This is a genomic window from Bartonella sp. AA23NXGY, from assembly GCF_042197165.1.
GTDB lineage: Bacteria > Pseudomonadota > Alphaproteobacteria > Rhizobiales > Rhizobiaceae > Bartonella.
Map to the genome: position 1 here is coordinate 1 of NZ_JBHIRO010000019.1, position 22,690 is coordinate 22,690.

The 22,690-nt window shown below is 39.3% G+C and carries 11 protein-coding genes and 2 pseudogenes; 4 read left to right on the forward strand and 9 right to left on the reverse strand.

Going from position 1 to position 22,690, the window contains the following annotated elements; genetic code table 11:
* A partial coding sequence (locus tag ACFINY_RS08175) for a type ISP restriction/modification enzyme (RefSeq protein WP_375700982.1) occupies nt 1–2,615 on the forward strand: 2,615 nt, incomplete at its 5' end.
* A gap of 1,061 nt (nt 2,616–3,676) precedes the next feature.
* Here ACFINY_RS08175 and ACFINY_RS08180 read toward each other — a convergent pair.
* From ACFINY_RS08180 to ACFINY_RS08220, 9 genes and pseudogenes are all read right to left on the reverse strand, one after another.
* Complete coding sequence (locus ACFINY_RS08180) at nt 3,677–4,147, reverse strand: SMI1/KNR4 family protein (RefSeq protein WP_375686288.1); 471 nt, start codon at nt 4,145–4,147, stop codon at nt 3,677–3,679.
* 270 nt (nt 4,148–4,417) lie between these two features.
* A complete protein-coding gene (locus ACFINY_RS08185; protein ID WP_375618707.1) occupies nt 4,418–4,768 on the reverse strand; it encodes an HNH/ENDO VII family nuclease in 351 nt (116 codons plus the stop codon).
* An 88-nt stretch (nt 4,769–4,856) separates the two neighbouring features.
* A pseudogene (locus ACFINY_RS08190) lies at nt 4,857–7,433 on the reverse strand (DUF6990 domain-containing protein).
* A gap of 5 nt (nt 7,434–7,438) precedes the next feature.
* Nucleotides 7,439–7,915, reverse strand: a complete 477-nt coding sequence (locus ACFINY_RS08195; RefSeq protein WP_375627527.1) for an SMI1/KNR4 family protein — start codon at nt 7,913–7,915, stop codon at nt 7,439–7,441.
* Between the two features lie 106 nt (nt 7,916–8,021).
* Nucleotides 8,022–8,486, reverse strand: coding sequence for an SMI1/KNR4 family protein (locus ACFINY_RS08200; protein WP_375638835.1), 465 nt, complete (start codon nt 8,484–8,486; stop codon nt 8,022–8,024).
* Nucleotides 8,487–8,506: 20 nt separating this feature from the next.
* A complete protein-coding gene (locus tag ACFINY_RS08205; RefSeq protein WP_375700983.1) occupies nt 8,507–10,510 on the reverse strand; it encodes a DUF637 domain-containing protein in 2,004 nt (667 codons plus the stop codon).
* Nucleotides 10,507–16,254 (reverse strand): filamentous hemagglutinin N-terminal domain-containing protein, encoded by a 5,748-nt coding sequence (locus tag ACFINY_RS08210; RefSeq protein WP_375700984.1) that lies wholly within the window; start codon nt 16,252–16,254, stop codon nt 10,507–10,509. Before ACFINY_RS08210 ends, ACFINY_RS08205 begins: the two co-directional genes overlap by 4 nt.
* A 90-nt stretch (nt 16,255–16,344) precedes the next feature.
* Complete coding sequence (locus tag ACFINY_RS08215; protein ID WP_375700985.1) at nt 16,345–18,105, reverse strand: ShlB/FhaC/HecB family hemolysin secretion/activation protein; 1,761 nt, start codon at nt 18,103–18,105, stop codon at nt 16,345–16,347.
* Nucleotides 18,098–18,277 (reverse strand): hypothetical protein, encoded by a 180-nt coding sequence (locus tag ACFINY_RS08220; protein ID WP_375681521.1) that lies wholly within the window; start codon nt 18,275–18,277, stop codon nt 18,098–18,100. Before ACFINY_RS08220 ends, ACFINY_RS08215 begins: the two co-directional genes overlap by 8 nt.
* 258 nt (nt 18,278–18,535) lie before the next feature.
* On the opposite strand from ACFINY_RS08220, the pseudogene ACFINY_RS08225 reads away from it, so the two are divergent.
* The 3 genes and pseudogenes from ACFINY_RS08225 to ACFINY_RS08235 form a co-directional block, all read left to right on the forward strand.
* Nucleotides 18,536–19,149: pseudogene (locus ACFINY_RS08225) on the forward strand (type ISP restriction/modification enzyme); the annotation flags it as partial.
* Between the two features lie 1,696 nt (nt 19,150–20,845).
* Nucleotides 20,846–21,829 carry a hypothetical protein gene (locus ACFINY_RS08230; protein ID WP_375672203.1) on the forward strand — a complete coding sequence of 328 codons (984 nt, stop codon included), beginning with the start codon at nt 20,846–20,848 and terminating at the stop codon, nt 21,827–21,829.
* A gap of 81 nt (nt 21,830–21,910) precedes the next feature.
* Nucleotides 21,911–22,573: a hypothetical protein gene (locus tag ACFINY_RS08235; protein ID WP_375672204.1), complete on the forward strand. Its 663-nt coding sequence runs from the start codon at nt 21,911–21,913 to the stop codon at nt 22,571–22,573.
* The last annotated feature ends 117 nt before the right edge of the window (nt 22,574–22,690 follow it).

Sequence of the window (22,690 nt, forward strand, 5' to 3'; positions counted from 1 at the left end):
GTGAAATCAAGCAAGAGGAAGCGATTGAGATGTTAGCGCAACATCTTGTCACGCGTCCCGTGTTTGAAGCTTTATTTTACGGTAATGAATTTGTACAGAACAATGCCATTTCGCAAGCCATGGATAAGATCTTAACGGAACTGGATAAAACAAATATCGAAGAGAAAACGAAAGATCTTGATCAATTTTACAAAAGTGTCATGTTCTGTACAGCAGGGATTACAGAAACTCATGCAAAACAGAATCTTATTATCAAGCTTTATGAAAGTTTTTTTGCCAAGGCATTTAAGAAAACCACAGATAAGCTTGGAATTGTTTACACGCCCGTTGAGGTTGTTGATTTTATCATTCATTCCGTTAATGATGTTTTAGAGCAAGAGTTTGGAAAAAGCTTGGGATCACGGGGTGTCTCTATCCTTGATCCTTTCACCGGAACGGGTACTTTTATCACGCGGCTGTTACAATCTAAACTGATCAAACCAGAGGATATGGAATACAAATTCCGTCATGATATCCATGCCAATGAGATTGTTCTCTTAGCCTATTACATAGCAGCGATTAACATTGAATCGACGTATCATAGTCTTATGAAAGGAGAGTATATTCCTTTTAAACATATTGGCTTAACCGATACGTTTCGGATGCTTGAAGAGAAGAACTTACTACAGGAATTGTTTAAAGAAAACAGTGAATATTTAGAACATCAAAAGAAGATGAATATTGAAGTTATCTTTGGAAATCCTCCTTATTCGGTAGGACAAAAGAGTGCTAATGATAATAATCCGAATACCTCTTATTTTATATTAGATAATCGTATTCGTAAGAAATATATATCGAATTCAACAAAAATAATAAATCGAAATAAACTTTATGATAGCTATATACGAGCAATTTGCTGGGCAAGCGACCGCATAAAAGAGCGTGGTGTTATTGGATTTGTCACGAACGCAGGATTTATCAGTGGTCATGCTATGGACGGTTTACGAAAATGCCTTGTTGAAGAATTTAGTAGCCTTTATGTTTTCCATTTGCGGGGTAATCAACGAACCTCTGGAGAAATTTCTCGTAAAGAAGGTGGTAAGATTTTTGGTGAAGGCTCTCGTGCTCCTATAGCAATTTCTATTTTGGTTAAAAATCCAAATGCACAACAGCATGGTAAGATATATTTTCGTGATATTGGAGATTACCTCACGAGAAAAGAAAAGCTTACGATAATTGAAAAATTTAAGAGTATTGATGGTATTACACAAAGCAAACAAGGTTGGAGAATAATAAAGCCGGATAGACATAATGATTGGCTTGATCAACGTGATGACAGTTTTAAAGCATTTTTAGCCATAGGTGATAAGAAAGGTAATGATAAAAAGCTATTTAAAAATTTTTCGTGTGGTATCGTAACGAGTCGTGACGCTTGGACATATAATGCAAGCCATAAAGCTTTAATACAAAATATGAGTGCTATGATCACTTTTTATAATAGTGAAGTAGAAAGTTTTAAAGATACCTGTCCTCATGCTGACCGTAAAACACGTAATAAAATTGTAAACAATTTCATTAACATTGATGCAACAAAGATCAGTTGGAGTACTACTCTCAAACAAGAATTGGTAAGAAGCAAATTTTCCAAATTTGAGAATAATTGCCTTATTCAAAGCCTTTATCGCCCTTTTACACGACAGTGGCTCTATTATGATCGCACCTTTAATGAGTCAGTTTTTCAAATGCCGCATATATTTCCTATGGGACAAGCAGTTGAAAATAAAGTAATACACGTTACCGGCATAGGGTCAATGAAAGACTTTTCTGTTTTGATGAGTAAGACTGTGCCTGATTTTAAGGTAATAGAGAATGGTCAATGCTTTCCGCGCTATATTTACGAAGACACTACGGTCTCAAAAAGTAAAAGTGAGAAACAATCCCATTTATTTACAGAAGAAAGTAAAACAGCTGATTTACAGAAGCGTGATGCCATTACTGATGAAGGTCTAGACCATTTTAAAGTGGCTTATCCTAATGAAACTATCACTAAAGATGATCTATTCTATTACGTTTATGGAATTTTGCATTCGGAAGATTATCGTGCCCGTTATGCTGATAACCTTTCTAAAGAGTTGCCTCGTATCCCGTGTGTAAAGAGTGCTGATGATTTTTGGAAGTTTGTAACAGCAGGGCGTGAACTAGGTCATTTGCACGTGAATTATGAAAGCATAGAGCCTTATCCAGTGACCTTTAAAAAAGGTAATCCAAAACAGACAGAGATCTCTAATCCTGAGAAATTCTATTATGTGACTGAAATGAAATTCGCAAAAGCAGGTAAAGAGAAAGATAAAACCACTGTTATTTATAATAGCAATATTACCATAACAGATATCCCTCTTGAAGCTTATGAGTATATCGTCAATGGCAAGCCCGCTCTTGAATGGGTTATGGGGCGTCAATGTGTAAAGACTGATAAAAAGAGTGGCATTGTTAATGATGCCAATCGTTATGCTGTTGAAACCGTTGGCAACCCCGCCTACCCTCTAGAGTTGTTTCAAAGGGTTATTACCGTAAGTTTAGAAACAATGAAAATCGTAAAAAATCTACCAAAATTAGAAATAAGAGAAACTGAATAGACTTGGCTTGCTAAACTCACAAAGGGGTATAGAATCTTATAACCATAATCTATACCTCTCTTGTTAAGTTGATTAGATACAATCTTTAAAAGGAGTGTTTATATGCATTATTCTAAAAAGAAGAAACTTACACTTTTAAATACTCTACTTTGAATTGCTTTAAGACTTTTAAGAAATCCCATCTTAAAGTGAATACGCTTCTTTTGGATTGCCTTTAAAGATTATACCGTAATCTAAAATGAGTGCTTTATTGTTATCAGAAGCTTTATTTAAAGAGGGTTATGTATATTCATTTTCTTATATTACTTATAGGTTTTGAAGGTTTCTCACACCCTCAAAATACCTTCAAAAATCCTTTTTATATATATTACAGATTGTATTTACGTGTTGTGTGTAATATGGGTTGTTTATTTAAAACATTAACATATTGAAATATAATAACTTTTATTTTTTGATTGAAAAATAATATATAAAGGGGCGTAAAAGGAACCCTCAAAATACTCAAAATCTTCAAAACTCATAACCATAATGATCTTGATAGCATTTTTATGATCATAAACCGTTTCTTTTGAAAGGCTTTAAAGGATCACATGTTTTTTTAAGACGTGGTTTAATCACTCACTAAAATCATAAGGTTATCTATTTAAATAAATTGATAAAAATTCATTAAAGGAATTTTGATAACGTAATCAGTTTTTACTTTCATACGCTTTTCATAAAGCACGTTTTAATCACTCACTAAAATAATCTATTTTGTCAGTTCAATTTACTGACACATAACTGAGAAATATATATTATGAATTGAATTTATGGGCTGTCTTTTAATAAAGGTTGCATCATTAAAATTATAACCTATTGAAATATATTGATTTTAATTTTCTCTCATTAAAAAAATAATATAGGCTCTAAAAAGAACTGACAACACTGACACGGTCTATTAAAAGGGATTTTTCTAATCTTTATAATGATCAATCTCTTTTTAGATGTTTTCATAACAAGCAATAAATCGCAATTATCCTATTTATCAACTAGTTGTATAACATCATCTAAGGTATAGGTTTTCATGAATCTTCCCCTGCATACTCTTTAATTCTTTTGCAGAGAAATTCATAAAAATTGCTTGTGTAATATTCGGAATCTTCAGATGTATACTTGAGATAGAGTGGGCATTCACCATCGCGAAACTGCTTATAATCAAAATAAAAGGTTTCACCAAAATCAGTTGTGCAGATAACAAGTTGTTTGGGGTCCGTAAAGCCATCTCTTCTATCGAGCAAATTTCGGTAAACAATATCACCAGCAGGAATACCTGCACAGATTTCATAAATACTGAATATTTCTTCACCTCCAATTTCTCCTCCTCCATAATTTTTTAAAAAATTCTTATAGGAAGAGGTAAATTGTAAACCAAGAGTGTTCTCAGCTGTTTTAATCCGTACATCATCAGGGGCATTATCTTGAGTACCAAAATTAATAACATGACTATGCATATCAACATATTGTGCAACATCTGATAAAGTATAACTTTTCATAAATTTTTCTCCATAAGTCACAGCGTGTTTTTACTCATAATGAGTGCTCCTAATGATCAATCTTTTTCTACTATAGCCAATGGAATTGAGATGAGATTGATAAAATCATAAGAGATATGTTCTTGACGGAGCTCTTTTCTCATCTGTCTCTGTACAATCATCTCGCATTTACAATATATGATGGAATTAAAGGAGGTGATCATTAAAGTTTAGAGAGCGCCTTTTAGGGATATTATTTCAATATTTGCAATAATTACTCTTTCTTTTTTCCTACTTAGGAATTTTTTTTGAAATCCAACAAATAACTTTTCTGATAAAATTTGTCTTTGGATTCATAGGAGCAACCAAACTCCTGCCTTGATAAAATGAGTAGAGAACCTCAACGAGAGGACTATCTTGTTCTTGTGTCACAGGATGTAACATAATAGGTCTAAAATCGACTCCAATAGGTGCTCTTCCTGATACCATTCTTTCCACATTTGTACCCGTTACTATCTGTCCTTCTTCTTTCCAAGAAGAAACTGTTTCGGGCTCAAACAGTTCATCTTCCTGATAAACTTTTTGACTTTTAAATTCCACCGGCTCAGCTGCCCCCATACTTTTTTTCTTTATCCATTTCATGATTCATAATCCCCTCAATTTTTTCAAAATAATCAATTTATTCTTTGTTCTAAATAGACTTAAATAAACTCTCCTTCCAAGAGCGAGGTTATTCCTCGCTAGAAAGCTCTGAGTGATCATCAAAATCTTTTGCTACCCGTTCAATCAAAGCGTAGCTCACTTGCTTCACCTTTGCTACTTCTTTGGCTAAAGCTAATGCACGTTCAAGGTGGGTTTTGTTGATGCTTTCGTCAAAGCCTAGGTGATCACCTGCCGTAAAGCTTTTCTGATAAGATTGTAAGGTCTCAACATCGCCCAATAAAGCAAGAGCGCCAAGATGAAGTAAAGCATAATCCGTATCATTTGCTTTAGACGTAGTGCTTTTTTTCCAAGGAGCAGTGCCATAATCAGAGCGAAGTCTTTTAGAAAGGTCAATGTCTGTTACCGCCCATTCTAAAGCATCATCAAGCGCCTGTGTTAAACGATCCGTAGTGACTTCTGGTTCAAAGATTTCTAATCCCTTGGCTTCAAAATTAAGCTGTATATCTGGAATATCTTCCGTGTGGGTAGGATCAATGAATTTACAAGCAGCGGAAAGAATACCGGTACTAATCATAAAGGCGCTATCAAATTGCGGGTAGTCTTTGGCAATTTCGTCGTTATAAAGAATATCTACTTCACGATCAGCCAATTGATAGCTTGCCATATGGTCATTCTCATTGATTTTCTCGGTTGACCAGCCTAAGCTTTTTAAAAGTGCATGAGCACTTTCCATGGTGAGACGATCATCAGTGTCATCTGCTTCATCCACTTCCTCTGCCACTTCAACAGAAATTCTTTTAGAAGCAACAGATGCTGTTTGCGGATCCAAGCTTAAAATCAATGCCTTTTTGGGAAAACCTGTTCAATAACGCTGTGCAAGAGTAAGAGCGTTCTCAATATCATATTTTGTGATGTTTTCCACAAAACCTAGACGGCTCTTTCTTTGAAAACTCTCCTTATAAAACTTAAGTTTTTTGACATTACCAGTCAAAATAAGTGCAATAAGGTGAAATTCTGCAAGGCAAAATTCACTGTTTGTTAGCAACGCCGCATAATCATAGATGATTTGGTTGGTGTTTTGGTTATCAGCCCACTCAAGTATATCTGTACAAATCTCCTTTAGCTTGCCTTCATCCAATTCAGTACTAGAAACTGTATAAAATTCTTCTGCCTCTTTGAGAGCTATATATTGGGGCAATCTAGGAAACATCTCTCTATGAGCAGTAGAAAAACTAAGTGTTGAAAGTGAAGCCTTGAATATAAGGATCGGTGTTTTTCCTTTTATATCAAGGCTGTACATTATATTAATGATACGGTCTTTGCTTATAAAATAGGCATTACAATTATAATTTTTGTCGCAATAGACTGTCCAGTTCATCATTTTTAATGTTTCAGAAACTGTATTAAGAAGAACCAAAGATTGTACACCAATACGTGCATCTGCCGCCTCTCGCTCCTTTAAAACGGTCAGATGTCCTTCAGCAAATTGAACAGCGTGATTAACATATTTTTCCACATCATCGTCATCTAAATATTCAGAAATCGTACCTGCTTTTACGGCATTTTGATAGGATTTCAGGACATCAATTTGACCTGTTAATACTAAACAAGCCAAATGCCATGAGATATCAGGACAAGAGCTATATTTTTGAACAAGCGCTTTGCTTTCTATCGCTGCTTCTAAATCCTGAGCACGCGCCCATTGTATCACCCGCTCAGAAATTTTTATAAGCTCCTGCTCATTTAATGTCTCTACACGAATATCAATCCCTTTATCAACACCACTAAAAACCCCTCCCCCAATCGTATTAAAAGACTGATAAATATTTGTAGCTGATATCTGCCTACATTTTCTACTATCGTGAATATAATGGCAAGCTACAGAAATATCTTCGTTGGAGATCTCTGCTTCAAGATGAACATTGTAATCATCATTTGGAAGACGTATAAAACCAAAATCAAATTGAATGAAGCGGTCGGGCAAAACTAACCACATTTTCCCAGGTTCCGTAACAAACCACCCTTGGGTTTTAAGAATGCGCGTTGCTGCTGTAAGACTCATCAAACACTGTTTCGGTTTTTTGCGTGCTAAAATGTCATCCAATTCGTTATTTTTATAAGCCTCAGCAAAAAAGATCATACGCTCAACCTGTGTCATCTTTTCATAATCAGAAAACTCTGGTGTATATAATTGAGATGTAGGTTTGTAATTACTTAAAGCTTCGGTATCGCCGAGTAGAGCCTTTGCAACGAGAGAATGATTAGCAGCTTTTTCACGTAATTTTTTCTCAATATCTTGTGCGTGCGCCCAAACTAACACTTTATTTAAAGCTACCTTAACGTGGTTTTCAAAAAATTCTAGTGCTGTAACTCCAAAATTCTCTTCTGAAGAAATCAGCATATCCTCATATTGGTATCGCGATTTCTTACCGTTAGCGTATTCCCAGCCAAGACAATAGGCGGCAGTGGTAAGACTGACAGAAACCCATAATCTTCCACTATCCCGTCCATAATCTATGACACCATAATGAATACGCACTATGCGATCGGGGAGATGATAATAAGCAAACATATCACCCATTTCATCGCGATGGGGCTCCCAGCCAAGTCTTTTTAAAATCTCTGTTGCATCTTTGGTTTGCATCGTCATTACCCTGCGTGCTCTTTAATTCTTTTACAGAGAAATTCATAAAAATTACTTGCGTAATACTGGGGATCGCTAGGTAGAAACTTAAGATAGAGCGGACACTCTCCATCCTGAAACTGAGTATAATCAAAGTAAAAGGTTTCACCAAAATCTGTTCTATTGACAACAAGCTGCTGTGGTTTTGCTAAACCATTTTTTATATCTGTTAAGTGATAATAAACAATATCACCAGCAGGATTATCTTCAAAACTTGCGTTATAAATGCTAAAAATTTCATAACCTCCAATTTCTCCTCCTCCATAATTTTTTAAAAAACTTTTGTAGGACGAGGTGAGTTGTAAACCAAGAGTTCTCTCAGCCTTTTCAATCAATATATCATCAGGCGCATCCTCTGCAGTGCCAAAATTGATAATCTCATCATCATATTTATTCACTTTATCAATTAATACTACAACATCATCTAAGGTATAGGTTTTCATAGATGATCCCCCTTAAAAATATTAACGATGCTTGCATTCTTGAAAAGAAAAAAATAATGGTGGTTTAACATTGCAATTTGGAAGTAAAACCACCATACAAAGAAATTTACTTCAAATTATCTGTAATCCTTTTACAGAGGAATTCATAGAAGTTACTTGCATAATATTGTGGATTCTTGGGTGGAAAATCAAAATAGAGTGCACATTCTCCATTCTGAAATTGAGAATAATCGAAGAAAAATGTCTCTCCAAAATCGGTTCTACTAACAATAAGTTGCTGTGGCGTTGCAAAACCATTTTTTCTATAATTTAAGTTTTTATAAACAATATCATCACTACGAATAATCTCAAAGTTTGTATCATAAACGCTACATATTTCCTCACCACAAATTTCCCCTCTTCCATAGTTTTTTAAAAAACTTTTATAGGAAGACGTAAACTGCAAACCAAGAGTTTTCTCTGCTTTTTCAATCAGTGCATCATCAACTGCTTCATCTGTAGAGCCAAAATCGATACTATCGCTATATTTATCAATTAATTGTACAACATCATCTAAAGTGTAAGTTTTCATAATTTGTTCTCCATAAATTGTTATTTTCTAGTTGCTATATCTTTATTTTCATAACCTTTAGCACGTTCTTTCCAGTATTTCTGTCTCCACAAAGCAAATGCATCCCTATCAATAGCTGATCCCATTGTGTTAGGATTAATGTGAATAGCAGAATGATGTTTATTATGAAACGCATTTGTAACTTCTGCTATGGGACCATCATGTGTTTGTAGCATATGGTGTAATTCAATAGGCTCGTTATCGAAACCTATAGGTGCTCTTCCTGTTTTCATTCTTTCAATATTTGTACCTGTCACTTTTTTCTTGTTGACTGTCCAACTAACAATCTGGTTAGGATCAAACAGTTTTTCGCTCTGATAGACTTTGTTTGTCTGAGTAATTTTTTCTCCCTTGTTAGTTATTTCAAACTCAACCTCAATAGGTTTTGACCAGAATTTTCTCTCTTGCCCCAAATATTGAGTTGCAATAGCTTCATCGCTCATTTTTTCTAGCGATTGTGCGATTTCTTTCCCCACATGCGCAGTATTTACTTCAGAACTAGTTTCTCCCGTTATAGCCGCTTCTTCAGCTTTAGCAGCAAATTTGATGAGATCTTTTTCTACAAGCTTTCCCGCAAGCTTTACGCCTCCCTTGGCTGCTGAAACAGCACCGTCAGTAAGCACTGTAGAACCCACTATATAAGCCACATCTCCTAATGGTTTACCTAGCATTTCGCCAGATTCAGCACCAGCACTGAATGCTCCATCCCCCCCTTTCTCCATTGTTTCATGTATGTGATCTATATGCCCCCCAAAGGAATCCTTTATGTGATCTATACGCCCTCTAAAGGAATCCTTAACACCTCCCCAGAATTGACCAACTCCTTCCCAGAGTTGACCAGCACCTTCCCAGACATCATCAAATATATGCCCACTCGTGGCCCAAGCTTTTGCTGTTCCAACGCCTTGAAGGGCATTTTGATAGATCTCATCAACTGAACTGTTTCCTATTGCCGATCCTAATTCTTTAACGTCATGAACTGTCGCATATATTCCGTTTCCTATTGCCGATCCTAATTCTTTAACGTCATGAGCTGTCTCAGATATTCCGTTTCCTATTGCTTTTACGGCACCAACAATCGTACCCTTCGCAAGACCTATCTCAAAAATCCTATCTTGCTCTTCATCAATCTCGAACCATTTTTCGTTAACATCTCTTCGACACTGATCATCAGGGCATTCTTCTAACTCTTTCTTCATCTGAGCGCGTTGTGCACTACCCAAAAAGTTATTTGCAGCGGCATTACCAGCGGCATCGGCGCCGGCATCAACATTGCCACCGGCAATGGCGGCAGCAACGCCCCCGGCAGCCCTTGCAACATCAATGGTGTGATCTCTAAAGTCAGCAAACTGCGCATCAATCTTTGCGTTTATACGCGCTTCCTCTTCCGCTGTAGGGGTGCGACCGTTTAGATCCCCCATTTCCTCTTTCACAATGCCTTGCACCCACAATTGAAACTGGAGCATAGCGGTGGCTTCGCCCACAGCACCCCCCACAGCACCGGCTGTGCAAGCACCGCTCGCAACAGCGCCTTTTAAGCAGCCAAGACCAGCGTGGGCAACGATCTGTGTGACCGTGTCTATTTTGCCTTCAGCCTTGGCGGTACCGATTTCTTCCGCCAACGATTTTCCAACCGTATCAGACAGGGCGATGCGCAGATTGTTAAAAAAGTTCTTGTCAAGAGAGCCACCCTCAAGAGCCGTTTGAACGCCTGTGCCAATGGCGGCTTTGATCAGGTTCTTTTCCGCTTCACTGGCGATACGATCGACAAAAGGAGCGGTTTTTGGCAAAGATTGTCCAACACCTGCCATTTCCGTTAGTTGGCTGGTTAAGCCTGCTGTCAACATCGACGAAACAATGCTGAGAACATTCTTTGAAGAGCCAAGCTCATGCAAGGCACCGGCAATATTGCCGCGATTATTGACAAGAGCCACAGCGCTTTTGTTAATCAGCGCTTGGACACCAGCCTGTATCGCCGCATTCATGGCGGTGCTCGAGAGCCAAGCCCCAAAGCACCGGTAATGGCACTGGCAGCGCCCGAGGCTGCTCCACCCGTAACCGCCGTGACAGCCAATGCCACGAGAGCCGCACCGGCTTCTGTCAGCCCTTGGGCTTTATAATCCCAGTCTTTAAATTCAGCCTTAACTGCTTGCCAATCCACTTGCTTGGATAATTCTGGATCATCACGCAGTTGCTTGATCCATGCCATGCCTGGAGAGCGAGACAATTGCTCAAGGGATTTGTCTAAATCACCGGTTGCCTGATACTCAACAACGAAGCCATCACCCGCATCAAGCTTTATGCCACCCTTAGCATCTATGGTGACATGTTCGATGGTCTCCTTAAGGTAACCTTTATCGCTCTCACTCCACCACACAAGGTTTTCATTACGCTGATAAACGTCCTTAAAATCTTGATCCTTGTTGGTCAGAAACTTGATTTTTCCCGTATCTGATGCCAAATGCGTCTGACCACCACTTGATAGCCCTGCCGCATCAAGCGTGAGATCCCCATTTTGCGCATGCATGGAGAGGTTGCCCTCTGCTTCTATCGTGGTTTTGTTTGTAGTAACTTCTGTTGATTGTTGACGAAACTTATTCTTTTGCTTCGATTTGTCGCCTTCTTTGCCCCTCAGATCCAAATCAAAACTGTTAAAATCTTGCTCTGAAATCGCGTTGAGAGCGCCACCACTGGTGAAATCTCCATTGCCCTTGGCTTTAAACTTTCCCTCAAGGTTAAGTTCACCACCTGTGACAATGGTCAAATCTCCATCACTTTTGACTTCTGTCAAACGGTGCTCACTGCTTTGGGCGTTATAATGCCCTTTTTCCAATATTTCCTTATGGTCACTCTCTAGCACTAATGAACCAAACGTAGCAGAACCATCGACAATCACCGTCGTCGGACCGCCACTGCTCCATTGGCCACCAGTCATGCTTAAATCGCCAAGGGAGTGAATGTTTAAATCCTGTATAGAAATGATTTGAGCCTGCTGCCCACTGCGATCAACAAAACCATATTCATTCGTGTCACGGATTTTTGCAGTACCATCAATGATTGTCTTCGCATTGAGGGTGATGATATCCCCCAGAATAACACCGGAAGAATTGGCTAAAAGATCGCCACTGCTGAGATCTACAGCACCGCTGCCAAGCAAAAAACCACCATTATTGAACAAAGTTTGCGTGGTCGAAACATGCAATGCACCATTACTTGATATGGTGCCACTATTGGTAAGACGGTCCGTCTCTATAGTGACGCCATTGCCTTTCAAACGTGCACTGGCAAGGTTTCCTTGCTGCGTTTTTGCCCCATAAACATCTTGTGCTAAAGAAGTGTTTGGTGCCAAATAAACGTGGGGTACCAAGACCTCTTGTCCGTCGACAGGGTGGGTCTCAAGCCAGATCATATCCTTTTTGATCCCAGCAATCTGCTGAGGCGTTAAGGGCTTGCCTAGCACTAACCCCAAGGGATCTTGCTGCTCCACAGCATTGTCATAGAGCCTTTGCATTTGAGCATTGGGATCTTCAACATCAAGAAGAGTGCGATTGCCTGTCAGCTCAAAGATTTGCTCACCCACCAGACGATATTCAAAATAAGCATCCCCTAATCTTTTAAACACGTTCTCAGGCTTATAATTGCCAATCTTTTTTAAGTAATAGTCCGATCCTAAAAATTTGCTTGGATTGATAAAGTCCTGTCGCGTCTCAACTAAAAACGGCACATCCGGTGATTGGGTCTGGTCCAATTCTGTCTTAACAGAGCTAAGCCCGTCTTGCGTTGGCACCTGTATGGATTCTGGTGCGGGTGTTTTTGTGCTTGGTGCAAAAAGCCCTTTGTGCCCTTTCAAACCATTGATAATACCGTCTAATCGATCATCACTAATCAGTGGTTTGGAACCGTCAAAATCGGTGTTTTTAACACCAGCCAAACCTTTATCGCCAGAGCTTAAGCCAACTTGCTCAACCCCCTCACGCACCGCATGATTGTCAATATAGCCTGTCAACTTGGCATCAAGCGTGCCACCAGCTTCAATCGTGCCGTAAACAGCATCATAAGTGCGCGTGATTATTACAGGATCATCAACATATTCCGATGTGTCTGTATCTCCTATTTGAGCCACCCCTGCACCCAAAATATCACCAGATGTAGTCTCAATGCGTGTTGTCGTCTCAATCTTGGTTGTTTCGGTTAAATCACGCCCCTCATTGAGCAGCGTATCGCCATGCATCACAATGTTGCCATTGGCAGCAATTAAACTATAACTATTGCGGATATCGCCGGCATGAACCGTGAGATGACGCCCTGCTAAAATCTGGGCAGCATTATTGGTAAAATGAGGCTGCTGCTGACTAACCGTCGTTGTAACTCTGGTAGTTGTGGTAGTTGTATCAACAAAAAACCACCCATCTGTTTCAGTATGTGATGTTTCATAGACATTGCGATTCACCACTTTATCGCTAACTTCAACCCCACCTTCACGCATGTTGGTAAGCGCTGAGACATCGAAGGTCATATCGCCTGACACGGCTTCTAAAAGACCCGAGCTGTTGATCACATGACCAGCCCGCTCTCCACTTAAACCACGGATGATGAGATTGTCTTCAGCAATGACATCGGCAAACTTATTGATAAAATCCCCATCTAAGGAGAAAATGGCAGATTTCTTGGTATAAATCAGCCCACTATTACTCAGATCAGCGCTCACATTGAGCGCAACCCCATCACCACTTGAGCCAATACTGCCGGCATTGTCCAAAACATCTGCGGTTAAGACAAAAGCACCACCACTTTTGAGAACACCGTCTTCACCATTTAAAACCAGAGCAACTTGCCCCAATGACGGATCATGGCTTTCTGCCACAAGCGTAAAACTGTTACTGGCTAAAAGCTGACCGGAATTGGCTAAAGACCCAAGCTTCGCATCAACAACACCGCCCACCATAATACCGGAATTGCTTAAAACATCATGGCTGTTGAGAGTAAGTACCCCGCCTTGCGCTTCCACAAGCCCAGTTTGGGTGAGTGTGCTTGCCTTCAGCGTTACATCATAGGCGCCAACCTCACTTGTCTCACCCAGCGTCAAGATGCCATCGGTTGAGAGCTCAACCCGCTTTTTAGAGACAATGCGCCCCGTTTGGCTGAGATTTGTTTGCGCATGCAAAGCAATGGTATCATTGCTTTCTATTGTGCCACTATTGCTTAAATCACCGTGGCTGGTCAGTTGAAGGTCACCACGCTCAATCTCTATGTGCCCTGCTTGGATCACACTCTCAGCAACAATATTAACTGCCCCTTGCGTAGAAATGAGACCATCAACATTCTCAAAACTGCCCACATCAATGCGCAAACCATCCCGCGCTAAAACATGCGCACCTTCATCATGTGTAGCGTTTCGTTGGTCTGAATTTGTCGTTTCAGCGCTTTTATTGACAAAAGACGTTGCAACAATCTTCATCTCACCGGCTAAAGCACTGAGAAGACCAGCCTCATTATTTATATGACCAGCACGTGTCTCTTTCAGCCCACCAATGCTGAGAGCCTCTTCAGCAATAATTCTGCCCTGTGTGTTGGTTAAATCACCATCACTGAATACGTCCATAGATTTTTTGGCGTAAATCAGCCCACTATTGCTGACATTCCCTGCCACATTGAGGGCAACATTCTCACCACTAGAGCCAAGCGCACCGGCATTGTCTAATTGCCCTGCGGTCACAACAAAAACACCACCACTTTGAAGGACACCTTCGGATGTATTCTTCAGAAAGGCTTGTTGCGGATCGGCGCCTTCTTGTGTGCTTACCATCAAATGCAAATCATCGGTTGCAATAAACGTCCCTTGATTGGTAAATGCACCAATATGAGCATCGACACTCTCACCGCGCATTGTGCCGTTATTGATAACCCCATCACGCACTTGAAGGGTTAATGCTCCCTCTTGGGCTTCCACAGTCCCTGCTTGGGTTAAAGCATCAGCACTTAAAACCACATCATAACTTAAAATCGTGCTCTCTTGAGAGGTTGTGAACATGCCCCCCGCTGTCAAGGCAACCTGCTGCATACTGACAATATCACCCGTATGATTGAGGGCACCATGGGCATCCAGCGTTATCTTCCCATTGGACCAGACAGTGCCTTCTTGGATCAGGGCACCGTGATGCGCATAAAGGTCAACTTTTTGCTCTGCCACTAAGCGCGCGCGTGATGTAAGCTCTGCTGCTTCCACCAAAAGAGAGCCGCCGGCGCTATAATGTCCAGCGCCTACAGTGAGCGCATCATCGGCGCTCAAGACAATATTCCCCTTGGCACCAATATGGTTGTTTAAAGCGGTGATTTGATTGGTTTTAATGGTCAGATCGCCAAGGGAAGAAACCCCTGTTTGATCATTGTCTTGCATGCGGCTCAGATCAATTGTTGCTGCTTGGATCTCTAAGAGATCACCGGCGGCTATCCGCCCATTCCCCGCCTCAAGCTTTGCTGCCTGTAAATGCAAAGAACCCGTCGCTGACTGTTGACCATCACTCCCAATACCGCTTGCTAGAAGAGCATGGGACTGGAGCTTGATCAGATCGGCGCCCACATCAACAGTACCGCTCGCTGCAACGCGAGCTTGCTCAGCCAGTTCAACATGTTTCAAAGCCTTCAGTTCAACCGCTTCTTCTGAAAAAAGCAGATCTTTCACGTGCACACTATCGTGGTGGGAGTGAGCCTTCACCGCTCCTTTGGCGCGTGCTTTGGCAATCACCAGCTTGCCATCACTTGTCAATCTCATGGCGCCTGCATTGGCAACCATGTCTCCGCGCATCTTAACGCCCGCACCTTTATCATTGGCAATCACGCGGATCTGCCCCGCATACATTCCACCAAACTCACTGGAATCAATCGCCAATTCCGGCTCTTTGCCATCAGAACCAAGAGAAGTTGCTTCGCGTTTGTCATAATCAAAATGATTGCGCCCCGCGATAACAGCCAAATCTCCTTTGACCTGTATGCGACCTCCGATACTGATCTTGCGCGAAACAAGATCAAAAATATCTAATGCACTCCCATCAGCCCCACGAGAACCTATGGTGATATCTCCACCCTCAACACGCAATCCACTCAAAGCGCCATCGGCTCCAATAATCGGTTGTCCAGTCGATAAAGTCACCCGTGGTGTATTAATAAAGCCACAACCGTTACAGGTAATCCCATTGGGATTGGCGATAATAACATCCGCCATATGCCCATGTACTTCGCTCACGCCTTCAAGACGCGAGCGATTGGCACTCACCACTTCATTAAGGATAACCTTTGCTGCACCGCTATAACGCAAATTGCCGTTGCCTGGCACCAATCCCCCAAGCTGTGAACGCGAAACCTCCTCAGTCGAATTGTTCAAAATCACGCCATGGGTATCAACATTGAAACTGTCATATTTGTTATGAGAAAGACCCTGTCCATTGGGGCGAACAATATCAATCAGCGGCACATCATTGCCGGCTTTCCCCACCGTGGGGCGGAAAACAGAGCCAACCCCATCAGCTGCTTTAATCCCTTGGCTCTCTTGTGCAACAGGACTTCGCGCTCCAAGCGCTTGTGCTTGCAACAACAAAGGCTGAAAAGCTAAGCAAAAGCTTAAAACCAGTGAAAGCCCCTTATGGATCCCTCGCTGCAAAACACAAAGAACGCGCTGCCATAGCTTGTATCCATATCCCAATCTATGCTTTTGATCTTTCAATCCCCGCATCTTCAGCTCCTCATAAAATTCTTTATCTCTTAAAAAAACAACCCATATGGGTATAAACAGCGCAGCGATATTTTTTACCGCCCCTTTGCTCTAAAATCTCAATAATGCCCGCACTTGAAATAACCCTGTCGCATTTCCCTTTTCTCGCACTGTCGATTGGGTTAAAATATTCGAATAAGATACATCAATATCCGTAATGTCTCCGGTTGCATGGAAACCAAGAGTTGCCCCAACGAGGCTCCCGCCAAAACTGTTTTTGTTTACATTATTGGCCACGGCCCCCAGATCAAGCGCCATATAAGGGGCAAATTGGCTCATAAATTTACGCCCCATTCTCGAAGAAAAACCTGGCAACAACAGCGACAATTCATTGCGCCAAAACGCCCCATTATTTCCGTAATAAATCGCCTCACGCACCCCACGCACAGAGGAACTACCACCAAGCGATATTTGCTCTGAACTAAACAACGTGTCGGGTGATAATTGTCCTGAAAACAGCGTGTTATAGCGAAAGTTATACTGTTTGAGCGAAAAAGAACGCACGTAGCCTAGGGAAAAAGACAATTTGGAAAATTGCCCTTTGGGTGAATTTTTTGTTGTATTCTCTTGCTCTTTATCATCATAAGCGCCAAGAATTGCCAACCCTTTATGAAACCCTATATGCGCGCTTAATTCTCCTCCAAGCCACTTGCGCGAGTGATCAAGCTCAAAGGTTGCAATAGCTAGTTTACGGCTGGAAACATCAACCCGACTGCCCATAATAAAATTATCAGAATATTTCCATGTCAACCGTCCTGTAAGCCAGGTCTTTCCCTCTTGATCACGGTCGATAACCCGTGAAATCCACGGTGTCAGCGATAAAGACTTGCCCGCAGTCATAATATCGGAAAATATTCCCTTAACACTCGAATGATATTGGCTCCACGTCCCATCAAAACCTGTTGTCCAAGTGCCATAGGGTAGAGAAAATGATCCCGTTAGAGTATCACTATTGGGGCGCTTGTGAGAAAAATGATACGGACTACCATCCATAGAGCGCTGATAGCTAAACGACCATTGATCATTGATCCCCAACAGATCATCAAAAGAAAGGCTCAAGCGCGTTTGATAAATTCCTGTTGCTTTAGCACCAAGATTATCGCTGGAAAGCGTAATAAGCCAAGGTTTCTGTTTTTCAATATGAACATCGAGTATCGAACCACCCGAATTGCTCCCCGCACCAAGATTAATGGTGGCTTGGCGTGAGAAAAGCCGATTGATTTGATCAAGCCCTTGCTCTATCTGGCGCAGATTGGTCGGCTTCCCAATAAGATTTGGAAAAGCCGTGGTGATTTCTCCTTGAAGTCTCCTCTCAACTTTATGCCCATCCAGAGTGATATCTTCCATCACACCTTCAACAACAACAATCTTGAGATGACCGCCGCTTAAATCTTGCTCAGGCAAATAAGCCCGCACCGCAATATAGCCGCGCTTCATATAAAGCTTGGTCACCGCTTTGAGCACTTTATTGATTTCGGCAATCCCCAAACACCGTCCTTCCCAAAGAGAAATGGCTTCATGAAGGTCGGTATGAGAAATCAACTGAGCACCAACAAATTCAATGCTTTTGATCAGCAAACAGGTTGTACCAGATGAAGCACCATAGGCAGATGTGGTATCATCGTCTGGCAAAAATATCCCATGTGTTTCGTTTCTACGGTGCAATCGTTGAAAACGCTGTTGTTGTGTTTGTTGTCGTTGGATGCTCTCTGATTGATTAATCGCTTTCTCACGAATATTTTGGGCAAAACTCGGCAACGAGAAAAGGCACAAAATAGCCGCAAAAACAAAAGTGAAAAAAAATCTATGCATTCATTGTGCCCTCAAAATGAGCAACAAAATGATCCCCATCATCAGCGTCACAGAAAAAATCGCCAACCGCGTAACAATTTTTTAATTTTTTGATGAGAGTAATACTTATAACATCTGAGAAAAAAGCATAGACTGTACTGTATACACCTGCTTTATGTGTTGTGCAAACCATATCATTTCCCCCGCTTTTGAAGATTTTACAATGACACTGTTAAATGACAATCATACACTCTAATATGCTTCTTAATTTTAAGGTGTTGCATGTAATATAATTTTGAGCTTCAAGTAAAGCCTCTTATTCATAGAATATACCAAATTTATTGGAACTGTTACATATTAGAGACAACAAAAAACTATCCATTGATTGTCGCTTGATAAAAAAAATAGCATGACAATCGCTTATTTACTAAAATAAGAAAAAAAGAAAATGCGTAATGCTATAACTGATGAAGGATTAGCATATTTAAAAGCCGCTTATCCTAATGAAAAAACACTAAAGATGATCTGTTTTATTATGTTTACGGTTTTTTGCATTCAGAAGATTATCGCACCCGTTATGCTGATAATTTATGCAAAGAATTGCCTCGTATCCCTTGCGTAAAAACGGCTGATGATTTTTGGAAATTTGTGACAGCAGGGCGTGAACTCGGTCATTTGCACGTGAATTATGAAGATGTAGAGCCTTATCCCGTGATCTTTAAAAAGGGTAATCCAAAACAGACAGAAATCTCTAATCCCGAAAAATTCTATTATGTGACTGAAATGAAATTTGCTGGGAATAGTAAGGAAAAGAATAAATCAACTGTTATTTATAACAGCAATATCACAATAACAGATATCTCTCTTGAATCGGTTATGGGGCGTCAATGCGTTAAGACAGATAAAAAGAGTGGTATTGTTAATGATGCCAATCACTATGCTGTTGAAACCATTGGCAACCCTGCCTATCCATTAGAGTTATTTCAAAGGGTTATCACTGTAAGTTTAGAAACAATGAAAATTGTTAAGAACTTACCAAAATTAGAAATAAGAGAAACCAAATAACTTATAAAGCATGCTCACATGATAGGCATATTAACCTCACAAGGGGTATAAGGTCTTATAGCTATAGGTTCCTATACCCCCTTTATACATTGCTTACATACAATCTTTAAAAGGATAATTTATCATGCGTTATTCTAAAAAGAAGAAACTTGCACTTTTAGATACTCTTATTTGGATTGCTTTAAAACTTTTAAGAAATCCACTCTTAAATAGAATTAGATTTTTTTACATTGCCTTTAAGAGGTTATACCGTAATCTAAAATGATAGCTTTATCCTTTTCAAAAGCTTTGTTTAAAGAGAGTTATGTATATTCATTTTACTTATAGGTTTTGTAGGTTCTTAAAACCCCCAAAACCCCTACAAAACCCCTTTAAATGTATATTATAGATTGTATTTACGGATTGTATTTAATATAGGTTGTTTATTTAAAACATTAACATATTGAAATATAATGATTTTTATTTTGGATTAAAAAAATAAAATAATACGTACAAAAAGCACCCCCAAAACTCATAACTATAAAGATCTTGATAGCATCTCTTATGAGTTACAAGATATCTTTTGAAAAGCTTTAAAGGATCACATGATTTTTATAAAGCACGTTGTAATCATTCTCTAAATCATAAGGTTATCTATTCAAAAGAACTGATTAAATTCATAAAAGGGATTTTAATAACGTAATCAGTTTTTACTTTCATACGCTTTTCATAAGACACGTTTTAATGACACACTAAAATAATCACTTTTGTCAGTTCAATTTACTGACAGATAACTGACAAATATATATTATTAATTGTATTTAAGGTTGTGTTATCTATATAAGTTGTATCTTAAAAAGACTAACATATTGAAATATAATGCTTTTAATTTTTTATCATTTTAAAAAAATAGTATAGGGTCTAAAAAGAACTGACACAACTGACAAAAGTCTATTAAAAGGGATTTTGCTAATCTCTATAATGATCAGTTTCTATTGAGATATTTTCATAACAGACAATAAATCACAATTATCCTATTTATCGTTTCTCTTATAAAAATGAAAAATGATGCCATGGCTATAAAGAACATAACAGCTATAGAGAAAGCAAAAATGCAAATGAAAGCATTTGTTATAAGAGCGCGGTGCTATTAAGGTCGTTTAAATTAAAGCCCCTTATAAACAAAATTCACAAAAAATTTAAAATTCATTTAGTAACAAAATTGATAGGTTATAAAGTTTAAAATACGCATCATGAGAGCGTTTCTAAATATTATAAATGTATAGATTCAGAAAATAACGCAATCTTTTAAGAAAGCTAATAATATAGCTTTAAAAGCATATAAATATAAAAGAAGCAACTAATAGGCATAAGATATTATCAATACACAACGTATTTAAAAAATACAAAAAAATATCAAAAAAGATAAAATATTGTTTGACAATAAATACGTATTTTGTTATATGAATATTCAAGTGATTAGAAAACACTTTGAAACGACAAGCGGATAGATTACGAAACAATCTTTCCAACGCTTTTAAAAATTGGCTATCTTTTATACTTTTGTTAGTATATGAGGATTTTGTCGGGTGTGTTTACACCATACAATACTCTTTATGAGAAAAGTGTAAGCAGCGGACTTGTCGCCGTGTTTTCTAGCACCCGATGCCCTCTATAGGCTGTTAATAGAAAATTTAATTACGACAAGGTTTTAATTATGAAAAATACAGTAAAAAACATCCCCGTTATCTCTAATATTGCAAATGAAACCGCGCTTGCTAATCAACAAGAGCCTGCAAAAAAATACGAATTTACAGGTGAGACAATAGAGGTTGGTGATTATACTCTTTATCGCATTCGGGCTTTAAGGGATTTTGCTAATATAAAAGCTGGTGATTTAGGCGGCTTTATACATAAGGTTGCAAATTTAGCTCATAATGGTGATTGTTGGGTCGGTGGCAATGCCATGGTTTATGGTGATGCTCGTATTTACGATAATGCCCATGTTTCGGATAATGCAAAAATTACTGGATCTGCAAAAATTTATGAAAATGCAAGGGTCTATGGCAATGCTAGCGTGCATATTAGAGCTGAGGTTTATGGCAATGCGCAAGTCTATGAGAACGCATTGATTTATGGTGATATTTTTGGACATGCTAAAGTGTATGGAAATGCAAAAATTTATGACACTATTTATGGCAAATTTCTTGATAAAACTCGAATTTATGGCAATGCTGAGGTTTATGATAAAGCGCGTGTTTTAGGAACCTCTCAGGTTTATGATAATGCCCATGTTTATGAAAATGCTATAGTTTTTGATAATGCTAGGGTTTGCGATAATGCCCATGTTTGTGGCGCTGCTATGGTCAATAGAGAAGCCAAGGTTTATGGGAATGCTATAGTGACTGGTTATGCCCATGTTTATGATAGGGGCTGCGTTTATGACAATGCCAAGGTTTATGGCAAGGTTTATGGTGGCGCTTGGGTTTCCAATAATGCTTTAATTTCTGATAATGCCGAGGTTTATGATGATGCTCGCATTTATGACAATGCAAAAATTTATGGCAAGGTCCATGGTGATGCTCATGTCTATGGCAATGCCAAGGTAATTGGCTATACTGAGATTGGTGGTGATACCAAAATTGGTGGCAATTATAAAGAATCTGTTATCACTGGTGATATTGTTTTTACAACTGTGTAAATGACGCGCGGGCGCGGCGGGGGCGCCCCCCTTTAAACATTTCATTCTAAAATTCAAATCTTTTTATAAAGGAATTGTGCTATGCAAAAAAAGTTTGCACTCACAAATGAGACACGTGTATTTAATAATCAAACTCTTTATCGCATCCAAGCATTAAGGGATTTTGACGATGTTAAGGCTGGTGCCTTGGGTGGTTTTATTGAAAATGAAAGTAACCTCTCTCATGATGGCAATTGCTGGGTTTACGATAATGCTCTTGTTTTAAATCCTGCCCATATTTATGAAAATGCCAAGGTTTTTAATAACGCTATTATAATGGGTAGTGTTTATGGCAATGCCCATGTATGTGACCGTGCCCGCGTTTATGCAAATGCTCATGTTTATGACAATGCGCATCTTTCTTATAATGCTTGGGTTTATCATCAGGCGCGGGTTTATGGCAATGCAAAATTATCAGGAAATGCTCGTATTCATAGCAAGGCGGTAGTTTATGATCATGCTGTTGTTAGTGGCGCTGCTAAAATTTATGGCAAGGTTTATGGGAATGCTAGCGTGGGCTGTCATACTGATGTTTATGGCTCTGTTTATGGTAATGCGAAAATCTCTGGTTATTTCGTGATTAGAGGTAATGTATATGGCAATGCAAGATTAAAAAGAGATAGTGATTTATATTGGGTTCCCATAAATTGTGAGGTTTATGAAAACGATACCGTTGTAAAGATTATTGAAAATAACGCTGCTTAAATAAAGCATGGGCGTTGTGGGGGCGCCTGCTTTCCAATCCAATTTTCCATTTCAAATTTTAGCAAATGTTTATCACATTAAATTGTGAGGGTATCTCTATGTGCAAAAAATATGAAT